Origin of the sequence: Pandoraea sp. LA3, from assembly GCF_022696215.1 — a bacterium.
Classification (GTDB): domain Bacteria; phylum Pseudomonadota; class Gammaproteobacteria; order Burkholderiales; family Burkholderiaceae; genus Pandoraea; species Pandoraea capi.
This window is the reverse complement of record NZ_PTPY01000036.1, coordinates 630634-643396: the sequence shown is the minus strand read 5'-3', so window position 1 is coordinate 643396 and position 12763 is coordinate 630634. Positions and strand designations below refer to the sequence as shown.

Here is a 12763-nt window from a genome sequence, read left to right as displayed (position 1 = left end):
GATAAAACGGCCGTGATTCTCGCATAGCCATGCCGTGCGCAGAAAGGCCGGAACGGCCAGGAAAAATGCACCACACGAAGTGGCCGGGAAATGGTGGGGAGACAAAAATCGGACGACCACCCGCGCCACAATTAATCCCGGTATAACGGGATCGATATAACCCGCTTATTTCGGGGTTAGCGATGACTCACATTCGCCGTGATAAGCACCAATCATGGGCATCAATCAAGCGCGACCGACGGACGACTTTGCGGATGGGGGAACGCATCTAATGTTGCACATGTGCAACATTCGGTTCAGTGACGGGGGAATGCGGAAGAGAAAGTCGGGTGGGAGAAACGACGACAGGAGGCTACGACGTGATCGGGGCGGATCAGCGATTGCGACGACCGCCGTCACCGTTACCGCCGCGCTCGCCACGCGGCTCGCCTTGCGACGTGTACTGACGCTCGCGGGGTTCGGCGGGTGCGGCCCAGTTCGGGTAGGCGGCCTGGCCACGACCGCGATCGGCGTTGAACCGGCTGATGTCTTCGCGCAACGACGCTTTGTTGACGTCCAGCATCTCGCGCCCACGCCCGCCATCGGCCCAGGCAGGGTAGGCACACACTAGCAGTAACAGGAAACAGCAGCGAAGTCGGGCACTCATTTCGGTTCAGCCACATCACCCCGGCCACGAATGTGGGGCCGGTTGGCACGAGACGCGGTCGGCACCTGCGGGTTGCACGTGCGCCATACGCCTCAAGAATGACTGTACCGGGTCAGTCGAACGAGCGTCGACCGAAAAAGTGTTAACGCGCGGGGCGGTCTGCAACCGTTTGTAACCGGGGGCATGAGGGGCGGCGGATAAGCGTCCGCCATCCGCTCAAAAATGCCGCCAGGCCTTACCAGACGGGGCAAGGCGAGCGCGCAACCTGCCCACGTTGAGAACGTCGGATTACTTGTCGACCTGCTTTTCGACCGACAGCGAGATCTCCCGCAGACGCTCGCCACGCGGCGTCATCAGGTCCTGCGCGGTGATCGTGAAATTGACCGGGCGCGCGTATTTCTTGCTCGCGCTCTGCCATTCGGCAGGCAGGCCAGCCGGGTTCGTGGTGGTCGTACGCATGGTAGTGACCCCGCGGGTGCAGCGCGCCACGTCGGTGGCGAACTTCTGCGCCTGCGTGCGCAGGTCCATCGGCGTGATCTTCTGATAATCCCAGATGCACTCGTAAGTCGGTGCCAGTCCGGTCGCACGGAAAACCTTGCAGTCGCCGCCCGGGACCGAATAGGTCGCCTGATAGCTTTCGCCGCGGTCGTTTTTCGCGACCAGCGGGCCGGTGATGTCTTCAAACCCGGTTTGCGCGCTTTTCGCCAGCAGGAGGATGCCCTCGCACTGGTCGGCGGCAAATGCCGACTGTGCTGCACACAGGCATGCCAGCAAGGTCCATCGTTGTAGAGATTTCGTTGACATTATTGGAATGTTTGACTGGGGTACGGCGGCGGACAGCGTGGTTGCCATGCGGGGCTGCGCCACTTTGCGACATCGCCTGGAATGGTGCCATTAGAACGCAATCTCTGCGCCGACGAAACCACGGTCACAAGGGAAATCGTGCGTCAATTCGAGTGCGTGTCCGCCTGATAGTTCTCGCAGGGGACGCGAGGCGCCCTCATGCAAAAAGCCGATTGGCACCTGACGCAGACGACCTATACTCAAATCGCAGCGAAGCTGCACGGGCACGGCCGGGAACCCATCGCGGTTCAGTGTATGACGGCAATACCCCCTGGTGCCAAGTCTCCTTGGCCCATACCATGCCGCGCCGGTACACGCGGCTGGCGATGCCCCGATGGGGCCTCAACCGGCGGCTTAGCCCGCCGGTTTCCATTTGTGCCTGCCATGTTCGGGCGTTCCCTATTCAGTTTCGACTCCCCTGCCCGCGCCCTCATGCCGACGGATTAAGCGAAAGTGCGGATTTCGTCCGTCGCGCCGCTCTGCAACTATCGAATCACAAGACCAATATTCACTGGGCACTCACCTCCTGGCCGTCTGCGGAGGGTTTGTGAATATCCGTACATCGTCAGCCGTGCGCCGAGCTTCGCTCGCGTGCGCACACACGTACGGCGAGAGGTGAGCCATGGGACACCCCACGCCACCCGGCGGTCTTCGTCCCGGCGAACCGGACCCGGCCCCTGCACGCAAGCCCAGAGCGGCGAACGGTGTCGGCGCAACGTTCCTGATCGACTTCGTTCGCGGCCACGGCGGCACGCTCGCTCACGTTCTCGCGGCACTTGGCAAGTTTCGTCTGCGGCACGGTCACTGGCCGTCTCATGTCTATCTCTATCCCGAAACGCTCGCGGCGCTGGTGCAGGACCTCACGCCGCTGGGCTTCTATCGTGTCCAGCAACGACTCGACCTGGCGGCCGATCTGGAGCGCGACCTGTTCTGCGCCGACGACAGCGGCAACATCGCGATCTATCGGGTGCAGGCCGTATCGGACCCGGCGAGTCTCGACGCCGCCGCAGTGTGGCTCGGGTTGATGCTGCCCGGCACCTCGGCGGCCGACGGCGGCTGACGTCGTGTCGAACGCGAGGGGACAGCGCTTTTTTACCTCCGCACCTTTTTCGCCGGAGAGATGTCATGAACCGACTTGCGATCGTTCTGGATGGTCTGATGCTGCTCTACCTCGCAGCCGCGACGGTCGTCGGCGTGCAATCGAGCGCTGCCGACGGGCACGAGTTGCTGACCAGCGTGCTCGGGGTGTTGCTGGCGCTGTGTGTGCTTGCCGCGATCGCGGCACCGTTCTACGTCTCGCTCGTGGTGCTCATCGCCCAGTCCGAGCGCCATTTGCGTCTCGCCGCATGGCTGCACCGCATGCTGCTCTCGCTCATGATCCTGCTGACCGTCTTCTCATTGCTCGCGCATGACACGGTCGAAGTGTCGGCCCCGTTGTTCGTGCTGGTCGCGGTGGTCTGTGTCGTCAATCTCATCGCGCTGTCCCGTCGGCGCACGCACTTCGAAACGTTTCATCTGTTCGAGCATTGACCGTGCTGACTGTCGCGATCGGCCCTGCGACCTTGTCATGGCAATGTGTATCCGCCCGGACATTGACCGGGACGGCCGAGATACCGCGCACGATCGGGCGCCGCACGTCGATTTGCGAGCGGGGCGCGGGCGGTGCTAGACTGCGCGGCATGAATCGCTGGCGCAAATTCCTCGTGCTGATGCTGTTGTGCGTGACCCTGCCGTTACAGGCCATGGCGTCACTGCGCACGCATTGCGCGCCGGGAACGCCTGCCGGCGCGGCACCGATGGCGATGCAAACCGTCGCCACCGCACGCAACGACGCTTCGGCCATGATGGGAATGCATCACGCCGTGACGACGGGCGACAGCGACGCGATGATGGCCGGTATGCGGCATCACAGTGATCAAAGCGGCCACGCCGATACGATGCTCGGTGATACGCATGCGTCTTCACCGGGTTCGCAAGGCACCCAGAGCGCGCATACCCATCACACCAGTTGTTCCGCCTGTGCGGCGTGCGTCGTATGCACCGCGCTGCCGCCGAGCCTCGTATTGCGCTTGCCGGACGCACAGCCGTCCACCGCCATTCCCTTCCTTCGCACGTCGGCCACGAGTGCCATCGTCGCGGTCCTCGAACGTCCTCCCAAACACGTCGTCGCCTGACGGCCCTGCATCGGGTCGAACGTCGTATCGGCCGTTTCCCGCGCCATATGCGTTCGCCCCGGATGCGCGCCGTCTCCGTTCCCCCGTCGGACTGACCTGACGCAGTGTCCCGCGAGCGGCTTACGTATTTGCGTATGCGCATCCGCCTGACGCCTGTGCCATGAGTCCGTCTGCCAGATGAACGTGCGACGCCGGACCTTGCGCGAGCCATTGGCTTCATCGCGCCACACCGTCCGGCATCGCCAGCACGACGAGTCTTTCGATGACGTTTTCATGCTTACGACGGCATGCCTGGTGCATGCCGGTCGCGCTATCGCTGTGGGGTGCGAGCGCCGCGCCTGCCATCGGCGCCGAGAGCGCAACACCACCGGCAAGCGCCGCCGACCCTGCGTCCCCGGACGCACCGACGGCCCCCGTCCCAGACAACGTATTGCACGACTTCGCCCGACCGGCGTTGTCCGTCGCCACGAGCGACTGGCGCATGGTCAATGCCAGCGTGTCCGGCACAGGACATGCGGCGATGGGCCACGCCATGCAGATGCCGTCCAATTCCGGTTCTGCGGCACCCTCAATGTCCGGGCACGAAGCGATGGGGCATGCGATGCCGATGCCGTCAAATTCCGGCGGTGCGTTGGCCCCGCATGCGGGGCACAACATGCAGGGAGGCGCACGATGACGACCGCGCTGTCATTCCCACACGCAGCCTCGCTCGCACCTTCGGTCACACGCCACGCGGCCGAACCACCAAGGCTGCGACTGCACCGACGCACGCCAATCCTCGCGGCCGCAATCGCCACGCTCGCGCTATCGGGATGTGCGACGTTCAGCGACGACGGCGGCTTCAAATCCGTGGCCGACGCCACGCAGCAACGCCTCGGCAAACCCGCCGTCTGGGCCCGCGACGACGCCAGCGCACAAGCACTCGCCAAAGCGCGCGACGACCTGCTCGCAAGCCCACTCGATATCGACGCCGCCGTTCAACTCACGCTGCTCAACCATCGCGGGTTGCAGGCCACCTACGCGGAACTCGGCATTGCCGAGGCTTCGCTGGTGCAGGCGGGACGTCTTCCCAATCCACGCTTCGCGTTCCAGCGCGTTCAAGGCGGTGGCGACATCAGCATCGAACGCACATGGGGCATTGATTTCGTCCGCGTGCTGACGATGCCGCTCGCCTCTCGTGTCGAAGCGCGCCGCTTCGCGCAAGTGCAGGCGCAGGTCACACAGGCCGTCGTCGAACAGGCGACGCTGACACGGCGTGCATGGATCGAAGCGGTCGCCGCACAGGAGCGCGTGCAGATCCTCGAACAAACGGGACTTGCGACGCAAGCCGCCAGCGAACTCGCAGACGGTATGGCGCGCGCAGGCAACTTCAGCGCGATGCGCCGGACCCAGGAGAACCTTGTCTACGCCGACACAGCAGCCCGTCTCGCGCGTGCCCGCGAGCAGGCCAACACGGCGCGCGAACAACTCGCGCGACAGATGGGCTTATGGGGTCAGCAATTGCACTTCACGCTGCCCGCTCGACTCCCCGAGTTGCCTCGCACACGCCCGGCATGGCCAGACGCAGAAGCGCAGGCGATGCGTGAGCGCGCCGATATTCGCGCAGCACGCGCGGCGCTCGACGCCACCGCGAGCGACCTCGGTCTCACGCGTGTCACACGGTTCGTCAACGTGCTCGACACGGCATACCGCAACAACAGCGCGACCGGTTCGCCCAGCGAGCACGGCTATGAAATCTCGCTGGAAGTGCCGCTGTTCGACTGGGGATCGACGCGCGTGGCCGGCGCCGAAGCGCGCTACCGCCAAAGCGTGGATCGTCTCGCGGACGCCGCCGTCGCGGCGCGCGCCGACGTTCGAACGCGCCGCGCCCAGACCGTCGCCGCGTGGGACATCGCCGAGCATTACCGCAAGACGATCCTGCCGATGCGCCAGCGCGTCTCCGACGAATGGCTGCTGCGCTACAACGGCATGCTTGCCAGCGTCTTCGATCTGCTGACCGACGCACGCGAACAACGCGACACGGTGCTCGCCTACATCGACGCCACGTCCGACTACTGGCTCGCCGACACGGCGTTTCGCGAGAGCGTGGGCGGAGGCGGCCAATGACGTCACGCCGACGATTCCTGCGTGACGCCAGCCTCGCCGTCATGGGCGCGGCCGCCGTCGAACGCACCAGCCTTGCCGCGCTGCCCGACGCCGCCACACGCGACGACGCCAGCACCGCCAAACCGCTCTCCCCGCCCAACGGACGGCCGTACCACCCCGTCGTCACGCTCAACGGCTGGACGCTGCCCTGGCGCATGCGCAATGGCGTCAAGGAGTTTCACCTTGTCGCCGAGCCAGTCGTGCGCGAAATCGCACCGGGCATGCAGGCCAACCTCTGGGGCTACAACGGCCAGAGTCCGGGCCCAACCATCGAAGTCGTCGAGGGCGATCGTGTGCGCCTGTACGTCACCAACAAGCTTCCTGAAGCGACGAGCGTGCACTGGCACGGCCAGCGGCTGCCCAACGGCATGGACGGCGTGGCAGGCCTCAACCAGCGCGCCATTGCGCCGGGACAGACGTACGTCTACGAGTTCGAAGCCAGACGCCCCGGCACCTTCATGTATCACCCGCACGCCGACGAGATGATGCAAATGGCCATGGGCCTGATGGGCTTCTGGGTCACGCATCCGAAAGACCCGTCGTTCCTGCCGGTCGATCGCGATTACGTCTTCCTCATCAACGCCTACGCCATCGATCCCGGCACGCGTACGCCGCGCGTGAACGAGATGACGGACTTCAATCTGTGGACGTGGAACAGCCGCGCGTTTCCGGGTATCGATCCGCTCGTGGCACGTCAGGGCGACCGGGTGCGTATTCGGATCGGCAACCTCACGATGACGAATCACCCGATCCATCTGCACGGCCATGAGTTCAAGGTGACCGGCACCGACGGCGGCTGGGTGCCGCCAACGGCCCAGTGGCCGGAGGTCACGACCGATGTCGCCGTGGGGCAGATGCGCGCCATCGAGTTCGACGCCACCGAACCCGGCGACTGGGCGTTTCATTGCCACAAGTCGCATCACACGATGAACCCGATGGGCCATGACGTGCCCACCATGCTCGGCGTGAGTCAGCGCGACATCGCGACGAAGATCGCGCGCATTATTCCCGACTACATGGCCATGGGCGAGACGGGCGCTTCGATGAACGGCATGGAGATGCCCCTGCCCGAAAACACACTGCCGATGATGACAGGCACCGGCCCATACGGCCCCATCGAAATGGGCGGCATGTTCACCACCCTCAAAGTGAGGCAGGACTTGCCGCGCGACAGTTATCGCGATCCCGGCTGGTATCGCGCGCCACGTGGCTCCGTCGCGAGTCCATGGCAAGGCAGCACTTCAGCGTTACCCTCTACCCATCGTCAGCCTGCCCCCGCAGGCAAAACCGGAGTCAAATCATGATTCGTTCGCCCTTCACTTCGCATGCCGCTTCGCAGGTCGCTTCGCGGGTCACTTCGCAGGTCGCACCTCACGGCGCGTCGCACGTTATGCCCGACGTGCCCGACGTGACATCGCGCTTCGAACGCGGCGCCTCGTCACGCGGCAAGCGCCCCATGGCTGCGGCGCTCATCGGCGCGGCCATGCTCACGCTCGCCGGCCTCGCCACGCCCGCGTTTGCCGACGATCCCCACGCCATGCACATGCAACACAGCCACGGCGGTGAAGCGACCGCCATCGGTGAACCGGGCGACGACGCCAACGCCACGCGTACCGTCGACGTCGACATGCGCGACACGATGCGTTTCTCGCCCGCCACGCTCACCGTCAAGCGCGGCGACACCGTACGCTTCGTGGTCACCAACAACGGCAAGATCCGTCACGAGCTGACGCTGGGCACCACGGCTTCGCTCGCCGAGCACGCGAAGATGATGCAGCAGATGCCCGGCATGACTCACGCCGAGCCGAACGCCGTGACCGTCGACCCCGGTCAGAAGAAAACGCTCGTGTGGCATTTCACTCAAGCCGGAACGGTGGACTTCGCCTGTCTGGAGCCGGGCCATTTCGAAGCCGGCATGAAGGGCGTGATCAACGTGCGCTGATCGTCAGGCAACGGCGGTGCTGCCCTCGCGAGCCGACGTGCGAGGGGGGCACCGCCAGCCAATTCACCGCGAACGCTTCACCAAGAACTTCAGCGGCCGGATGGCGAGGCGCTGCGGTTGTCGTGTCAGTCCGGACAACGTTCGAGACCGCCACTCAACGCTTCGGTAGCATCGGCCTCGAACGCTTCCACGTCACGCACTTTCAGCAGGAGTCTCAGCATGACGGCGTCATCGTAAGCGGCGTCGAGCACCTGCGCGCCGTGACGCTCCGCTAACCGGCGCAACGTCGCCTCATGCGCGAACGTGCAGCGATATCGCGGCTCGATCGTCGGTTCGACAGCGGTGAGCGTCGCAAGCTTCAACGCTTCGCTTACCGCCTGTCCGTACGCTCGGGTCAGTCCGCCGGCGCCAAGCTTGATGCCGCCGTAATAACGCACGACCACAGCGAACACGTTCGCCAGCCCCTTGTGCATGAGCACGTTGTACATCGGCTTGGCTGCGGTGCCTCCCGGCTCGCCGTCGTCGTCGAAACCCGACGCCCCCTCGCACAACAGTACCCAGCAGTAATGCGTGGCGTTCGGAAAGCGCACGCGCAGCGCGTCGAGTTCGCGCATGGCCGCTTCACGCGACGCCACCGGCATGACGATGCCGATAAACCGGCTCTTCTTGATATCCAGCTCGGTTTCTACCGGTGCTGCCAATGCATACATACTCGTACCTCAGCGCCTTACAGACGCACCTCGCCGCGCGCGAGTTCGATCACATTCCCGCCGACGCGGATCTCACGATCAACCGTGACTTCCAGCGTCAGACGACACGGACGCTCGACAGCATCGCCCTGCGACACGCGTGCGCGCACCGGCAACGGGTATCCCTGTCCGATCAGCCAGCCGCCAAGGTTCGCACACGCCGAGCCGGTGCCCGGATCTTCGCTCACGCCGCCCCCTTGCGTGGTGAAGAAGTAGCGCGCCGTGACCTGCAATTCGTCGCCCGACCGGTCGTCGATGGAGAAGACATAGCCGGTCTTGCGCTCCAGGCTCGACAGCGGCCAGCGCTCCAGCTTCGCGCTGTCCGGTTGGGCGCGGGCGACGGCCTCGGCGTTGCGCAAAGGAATCAGCAACTGGTCGGCGCCGGTGTCAACCCATTGCGGGGACTGCGCCAGATCGTCACGGGTCAGGCGCACGAGCGCGGCGATGTCCGAGTCGGCTTCATGCGCCTTCGCGATCTTGGGCTCGCCCGTCGACGGCGCCGTCAGCGTCCAGTGATCGCCCTTCGCCTGAACCGGCACCAGACCCGCCGCAAACTGAAGCACAACCTTATCGTCCAGGTTGCGAATAGCGCGCAGCACATGCGCCGTGCCGAGCGTCGGGTGGCCGGCAAAGCGCATCTCGTAGCCGGGGGTAAAGATCCGCACGTGAGCGTCGGCCGTCTCCGAGGGCAGGATGAACGTCGTCTCGGAGAGATTGAACTGGCGCGCAAGCGATCGCATCTCGTCGTCACTCATGCCTCGCGCGTCTTCGAACACGCACAACGGATTGCCGCCGAAGGTGGATTCGGCGAAGACATTGACGATACGGAAGGCGTAACTGCGGCTCATGACGATGCTCCAGTAAAGCGTGGATCGGACGGGTGGCGCAGCCCTCACACCTCGTAAGCATGAGCGGCTGCCGATGAATCAGCCTTGCCTGCCGTCGCGCTGGCCGGCTGGCTGACCTTTCGAATGAAGGTTCGTAGTCTCGCACATCGAGGCACGGCGCGCGCACCGTTGTCTGCGCTTTCACCGGCTTTCAGCCTGTTGCACCCCACTGTCTAAGAATCCTCTGTCCCGCCCTCGGAAATTCGGCTGAAAATGGCCTCATCCGATTGTCATCTATTTCAGGACAATTATTCTCAATTAAAGCAGATTGTAGTTTTCAACGGGGACTCTAAAATGTCATTCATCGAGGCCAACCAAGCCTCTTAACGACACAATGTAGACAGGAGCCCATCATGCTGGACATCAGAAAAGCCACCGACCGAGGCGTTGCCGACCATGGCTGGCTGAGCTCGCGCCACACGTTTTCGTTTGCGAATTACTACGATCCGAAGCAAGTCGGTTTCTCCGACCTGCTGGTGATCAACGACGACCGCGTGGCGCCGGCGCAGGGCTTCGGCAAGCATCCGCACCGCGACATGGAGATCTTTTCGTACGTGCTCGAAGGCGCGCTCGAACATAAGGACACCATGGGTACGGGATCGGTGATCGAGCCGGGCGACGTGCAGTTGATGAGCGCCGGACGCGGTGTGGCGCATAGCGAGTTCAACCACTCGCCCACGTCGCCGGTGCACTTCCTGCAAATCTGGATCGTGCCGAACCAGACGGGCATCGCCCCCGAGTATCAGCAACAACGCTTTACGCCGGAAGAAAAGCGCGGCCAACTGCGCAAGATCATCTCGCCGGACGGCAGCGACAACTCGCTGCACATCCATCAGGATGCGCGCGTGTATGCCGGGTTGTTCGACGGTGACGAGTCGGCCACGCTGACGCTTGCACCGAACCGCTACGCCTACGTGCATGTCGCACGCGGCAGCGTCAGTGTGAACGGCGTTGCGCTGGGTGAAGGAGACGGCGTGCGGGTGCGCGACGAAACCGCGCTCACGATCGCCAACGGCAACAATGCCGAAGTGCTCGTGTTCGATCTTCGTCCGGTGGAAACGCCTGATTTCTAAGGCGAAGCGACAGCGTTAAAGCGAGTTAATGCGAAATGCGAGGCAACTCGCAACCCGTGGACGCGGCGTACGGTAGCTTCCCTACGTGCGCCGCCCCTCGGACACCGCCTTCCCTCGGTGTCCACGCGGCGGGTACCTCACGGTGCCGGCCGCACTTTTTTGTGCCGACGCAGGGTGTCGGCATGTCTCGAACGCATCGGCGCGCGAACGACAAGCGCACCGTCAGCGCTCACCGCTCAGGCGTCTCGCATCGACAGCGAGCAGGCGTCGCCGCGCGCGTCGCGGCTGACCGTCACGCGCGAGAGTCCTACGAGATGTGGCGCAAGCGCGCGCCAGATGAAAGCGCAGAGATTTTCCAGCGTCGCCGGCCCGAGCCCGGCAACATCGTCGAGTAGCCGATGATCGAGGCGCTCGCTCACGCGAGAGAGCGCCACGTCGAACTGCGCGAGATCGAGCACCATGCCCGACTCACCGATAGGCGAACCTGTGACCTCGACCGTCGCACGGTAACTGTGACCGTGGATGCGGCGACTCGCATCCATGCTCGGCGGGTCGATGTCGCGCCGGTTCAACGTGTGCGCCGCTTCGAAAACGAAACTGCGCGACAACGTGAACTGCGCGCGTGCCTCGGGCGACACCTGCGTGCGCGAGCGGCCCTGCGCCGTTCGGCTCAGCGCGCGCTCCACTGGCTGGGTCTGAGCCTTCGCCGGACTCGCACGACTCATGCGCCAGCGCCCGCCGTGTCCGCGACGCTGCTCGGCTCGTCATCCATTTCCAGCGGCAACGCGTGCGCGGCATCGCGCCAGGCGGCGTCGCCCTGCGCGAGTTCGACGACACTCAGGCGGCAAGCCTGAAACGCCTTCTCGATGGCGTCGCGATCAAGATCGCGCCCGATGAACACCACTTCGTTGATGCGGTCGCCCCAAGGCGCTTCCCAATTGGCTTCGATGGCGGTTCGCTGCGGATCGCCAGCCGGCGGCCAATGCTCCGGATCGGCCGCCGCCCACCACTGGCCGACGGCTTCGAGCGTGGCCGTATTGCCCGCACGCGAATACGCCAGCGCCCACGCCGGACGATTCGCCGCCCAGACGTAGCCCTTCGCACGAATCAGGCCATCGAACGGCATCGACATGAACGACGCGAAGCGCGCCGGATGCATCGGCTCACGCTGACGCAGCACGAAGCTCGTCACACCGTAGGTATCGGCTTCGGAATCGTGTTCGCCCACCAGCGCCTGCGCCCAACCGGCCATCTGTTCGGCGCGATCCGGATCGAAGCGCCCCGTACCGAGCACTTCGCTCAGCGGCACTTGCCCGCGCTCGCCGAGCACGATTTTGGCCGTCGGGTTCAGACCGGTGATCAGCGCCTTGACGGCGTCGAGTTGCAACGCGTCGACGCAATCGACCTTGCTCACCACGACCACGTCGGCGAATTCGATCTGCTCGGTCAGCAACTCGGCGAGACGTCGTTCGTCTTCGTCACCGGCGACTTCGCCACGTTGCGCGAGCGTGTCCAGACCGTTGAAGTCCTGAAGCACGTGCAGCGCGTCGACGACCGTCACCATCGTGTCCAGACGTGCGACGTCGGCCAGCGACTGGCCTGCTTCGTCACGAAACTCGAACGTCGCCGCCACCGGCATCGGCTCGGCGATCCCCGTCGACTCGATGAGCAGATAGTCGAAGCGGCCGTCCTGCGCGAGTTCGCGCACGGCGATCAGCAAGTCCTCGCGCAACGTGCAGCAGATGCAACCGTTGCTCATCTCGACGAGACGCTCTTCGGTGCGCGAGAGCGCCGCCCCCGCGTTGATCGCTCCGCGCTCGACGAACGAGGCGTCGATGTTGACCTCGCTCATGTCGTTCACGAGAACGGCCACGCGCAGGCCGTCGCGATTGCGCAGCACGTGATTGAGCAGCGTGGTTTTGCCGGCTCCGAGGAATCCGGAGAGCACGGTCACGGGCAGACGGCGATCGACGTCGCCAGTTGGGCCATTCCGGTCGGTCTGGCCAGCGGGAGAGAGCGGGAGAGTCATGACAACAAAATCCTGTGTTCTGGGGGCAGGCTTTCGCCCGAAGGATGCGCACCGACGGCCCATCCCCGAGGATGGTCTCACCGCACCGGGGCCTGGGAAGACCGGCACGGCAGGTCGTGACGCCGTTGGCGCGCGCCGTCGGGGGGACCGGCACAGCGTCACACCATCGCGGGCGCGTCGGCGCGCATTCGTGGCGATGCCAGCCAATCACCGGACATCGCATGGCGGATGAAGACCGCACATTTTCTACATGCAACACAGTTGCAATATTGCGC

The 12763-nt window shown here is 64.6% G+C and carries 14 protein-coding genes; 7 read left to right on the top strand and 7 right to left on the bottom strand.

Annotated elements, in window-relative coordinates:
* Positions 1 to 373 precede the first annotated feature (373 nt).
* Together C5N93_RS21340 and C5N93_RS21335 are read right to left on the bottom strand one after the other, a co-directional pair.
* Complete coding sequence (locus tag C5N93_RS21340) at positions 374 to 646, bottom strand: hypothetical protein (protein WP_242560807.1); 273 nt, start codon at positions 644 to 646, stop codon at positions 374 to 376.
* Positions 647 to 934: 288 nt separating this feature from the next.
* Positions 935 to 1498, bottom strand: a complete 564-nt coding sequence (locus C5N93_RS21335; protein ID WP_242560806.1) for a hypothetical protein — start codon at positions 1496 to 1498, stop codon at positions 935 to 937.
* A gap of 613 nt (positions 1499 to 2111) precedes the next feature.
* Here C5N93_RS21335 and C5N93_RS21330 point away from each other — a divergent pair.
* The 3 genes from C5N93_RS21330 (at position 2112) to C5N93_RS21320 (ending at position 3663) form a co-directional block, all read left to right on the top strand.
* Positions 2112 to 2549: a hypothetical protein gene (locus C5N93_RS21330; RefSeq protein ID WP_242560805.1), complete on the top strand. Its 438-nt coding sequence runs from the start codon at positions 2112 to 2114 to the stop codon at positions 2547 to 2549.
* 65 nt (positions 2550 to 2614) lie between these two features.
* The gene (locus C5N93_RS21325) at positions 2615 to 3019 is read left to right on the top strand and encodes a hypothetical protein (RefSeq protein WP_242560804.1); all 405 of its coding nucleotides are present in this window, start codon (positions 2615 to 2617) and stop codon (positions 3017 to 3019) included.
* A 149-nt stretch (positions 3020 to 3168) separates the two neighbouring features.
* Positions 3169 to 3663 (top strand): hypothetical protein, encoded by a 495-nt coding sequence (locus C5N93_RS21320; RefSeq protein ID WP_242560803.1) that lies wholly within the window; start codon positions 3169 to 3171, stop codon positions 3661 to 3663.
* A 216-nt stretch (positions 3664 to 3879) separates the two neighbouring features.
* Here C5N93_RS21320 and C5N93_RS21315 read toward each other — a convergent pair whose 3' ends face one another.
* Positions 3880 to 4197, bottom strand: coding sequence for a hypothetical protein (locus C5N93_RS21315; RefSeq protein ID WP_242560802.1), 318 nt, complete (start codon positions 4195 to 4197; stop codon positions 3880 to 3882).
* 138 nt (positions 4198 to 4335) lie between these two features.
* Here C5N93_RS21315 and C5N93_RS21310 point away from each other — a divergent pair, with 138 nt between their 5' ends.
* From C5N93_RS21310 to C5N93_RS21300, 3 genes are read left to right on the top strand one after another with little or no spacing between them, the layout of a single operon-like run.
* Positions 4336 to 5769, top strand: a complete 1434-nt coding sequence (locus tag C5N93_RS21310; RefSeq protein WP_242560801.1) for a TolC family protein — start codon at positions 4336 to 4338, stop codon at positions 5767 to 5769.
* Complete coding sequence (locus C5N93_RS21305; protein ID WP_242560800.1) at positions 5766 to 7112, top strand: copper oxidase; 1347 nt, start codon at positions 5766 to 5768, stop codon at positions 7110 to 7112. Before C5N93_RS21310 ends, C5N93_RS21305 begins: the two co-directional genes overlap by 4 nt.
* Positions 7109 to 7750 (top strand): cupredoxin family protein, encoded by a 642-nt coding sequence (locus C5N93_RS21300; RefSeq protein ID WP_242560799.1) that lies wholly within the window; start codon positions 7109 to 7111, stop codon positions 7748 to 7750. The genes C5N93_RS21305 and C5N93_RS21300 overlap by 4 nt, the downstream gene beginning before the upstream one ends.
* Before the next feature lie 125 nt (positions 7751 to 7875).
* Here C5N93_RS21300 and C5N93_RS21295 read toward each other — a convergent pair whose 3' ends face one another.
* Positions 7876 to 8460, bottom strand: coding sequence for a YigZ family protein (locus tag C5N93_RS21295; RefSeq protein ID WP_242560798.1), 585 nt, complete (start codon positions 8458 to 8460; stop codon positions 7876 to 7878).
* 17 nt (positions 8461 to 8477) lie between these two features.
* Positions 8478 to 9347 (bottom strand): PhzF family phenazine biosynthesis protein, encoded by an 870-nt coding sequence (locus C5N93_RS21290; RefSeq protein ID WP_242560797.1) that lies wholly within the window; start codon positions 9345 to 9347, stop codon positions 8478 to 8480.
* A 392-nt stretch (positions 9348 to 9739) separates the two neighbouring features.
* Here C5N93_RS21290 and C5N93_RS21285 point away from each other — a divergent pair, with 392 nt between their 5' ends.
* Positions 9740 to 10459 (top strand): pirin family protein, encoded by a 720-nt coding sequence (locus C5N93_RS21285; protein ID WP_242560796.1) that lies wholly within the window; start codon positions 9740 to 9742, stop codon positions 10457 to 10459.
* A gap of 236 nt (positions 10460 to 10695) precedes the next feature.
* Here the strand turns inward: C5N93_RS21285 and C5N93_RS21280 are convergent, their stop codons facing one another.
* On the bottom strand, positions 10696 to 11184 hold the full coding sequence (locus tag C5N93_RS21280; protein ID WP_347403318.1) for a 6-carboxytetrahydropterin synthase: 489 nt from the start codon (positions 11182 to 11184) through the stop codon (positions 10696 to 10698).
* Positions 11181 to 12488 carry a GTP-binding protein gene (locus C5N93_RS21275; RefSeq protein ID WP_242560795.1) on the bottom strand — a complete coding sequence of 436 codons (1308 nt, stop codon included), beginning with the start codon at positions 12486 to 12488 and terminating at the stop codon, positions 11181 to 11183. Before C5N93_RS21275 ends, C5N93_RS21280 begins: the two co-directional genes overlap by 4 nt.
* Positions 12489 to 12763 lie beyond the last annotated feature (275 nt).

Excerpts from the sequence above, each read along its gene's own strand:
- C5N93_RS21340 (WP_242560807.1), bottom strand. The coding sequence starts at position 646 with ATGAGTGCCCGACTTCGCTGCTGTTTCCTGTTACTGCTAGTGTGTGCC.
- C5N93_RS21335 (WP_242560806.1), bottom strand. The coding sequence starts at position 1,498 with ATGGCAACCACGCTGTCCGCCGCCGTACCCCAGTCAAACATTCCAATA.
- C5N93_RS21330 (WP_242560805.1), top strand. The coding sequence starts at position 2,112 with ATGGGACACCCCACGCCACCCGGCGGTCTTCGTCCCGGCGAACCGGAC.
- C5N93_RS21325 (WP_242560804.1), top strand. The coding sequence starts at position 2,615 with ATGAACCGACTTGCGATCGTTCTGGATGGTCTGATGCTGCTCTACCTC.
- C5N93_RS21320 (WP_242560803.1), top strand. The coding sequence starts at position 3,169 with ATGAATCGCTGGCGCAAATTCCTCGTGCTGATGCTGTTGTGCGTGACC.
- C5N93_RS21315 (WP_242560802.1), bottom strand. The coding sequence starts at position 4,197 with ATGGCGTGGCCCATCGCCGCATGTCCTGTGCCGGACACGCTGGCATTG.
- C5N93_RS21310 (WP_242560801.1), top strand. The coding sequence starts at position 4,336 with ATGACGACCGCGCTGTCATTCCCACACGCAGCCTCGCTCGCACCTTCG.
- C5N93_RS21305 (WP_242560800.1), top strand. The coding sequence starts at position 5,766 with ATGACGTCACGCCGACGATTCCTGCGTGACGCCAGCCTCGCCGTCATG.
- C5N93_RS21300 (WP_242560799.1), top strand. The coding sequence starts at position 7,109 with ATGATTCGTTCGCCCTTCACTTCGCATGCCGCTTCGCAGGTCGCTTCG.
- C5N93_RS21295 (WP_242560798.1), bottom strand. The coding sequence starts at position 8,460 with ATGTATGCATTGGCAGCACCGGTAGAAACCGAGCTGGATATCAAGAAG.
- C5N93_RS21290 (WP_242560797.1), bottom strand. The coding sequence starts at position 9,347 with ATGAGCCGCAGTTACGCCTTCCGTATCGTCAATGTCTTCGCCGAATCC.
- C5N93_RS21285 (WP_242560796.1), top strand. The coding sequence starts at position 9,740 with ATGCTGGACATCAGAAAAGCCACCGACCGAGGCGTTGCCGACCATGGC.
- C5N93_RS21280 (WP_347403318.1), bottom strand. The coding sequence starts at position 11,184 with ATGAGTCGTGCGAGTCCGGCGAAGGCTCAGACCCAGCCAGTGGAGCGC.
- C5N93_RS21275 (WP_242560795.1), bottom strand. The coding sequence starts at position 12,488 with ATGACTCTCCCGCTCTCTCCCGCTGGCCAGACCGACCGGAATGGCCCA.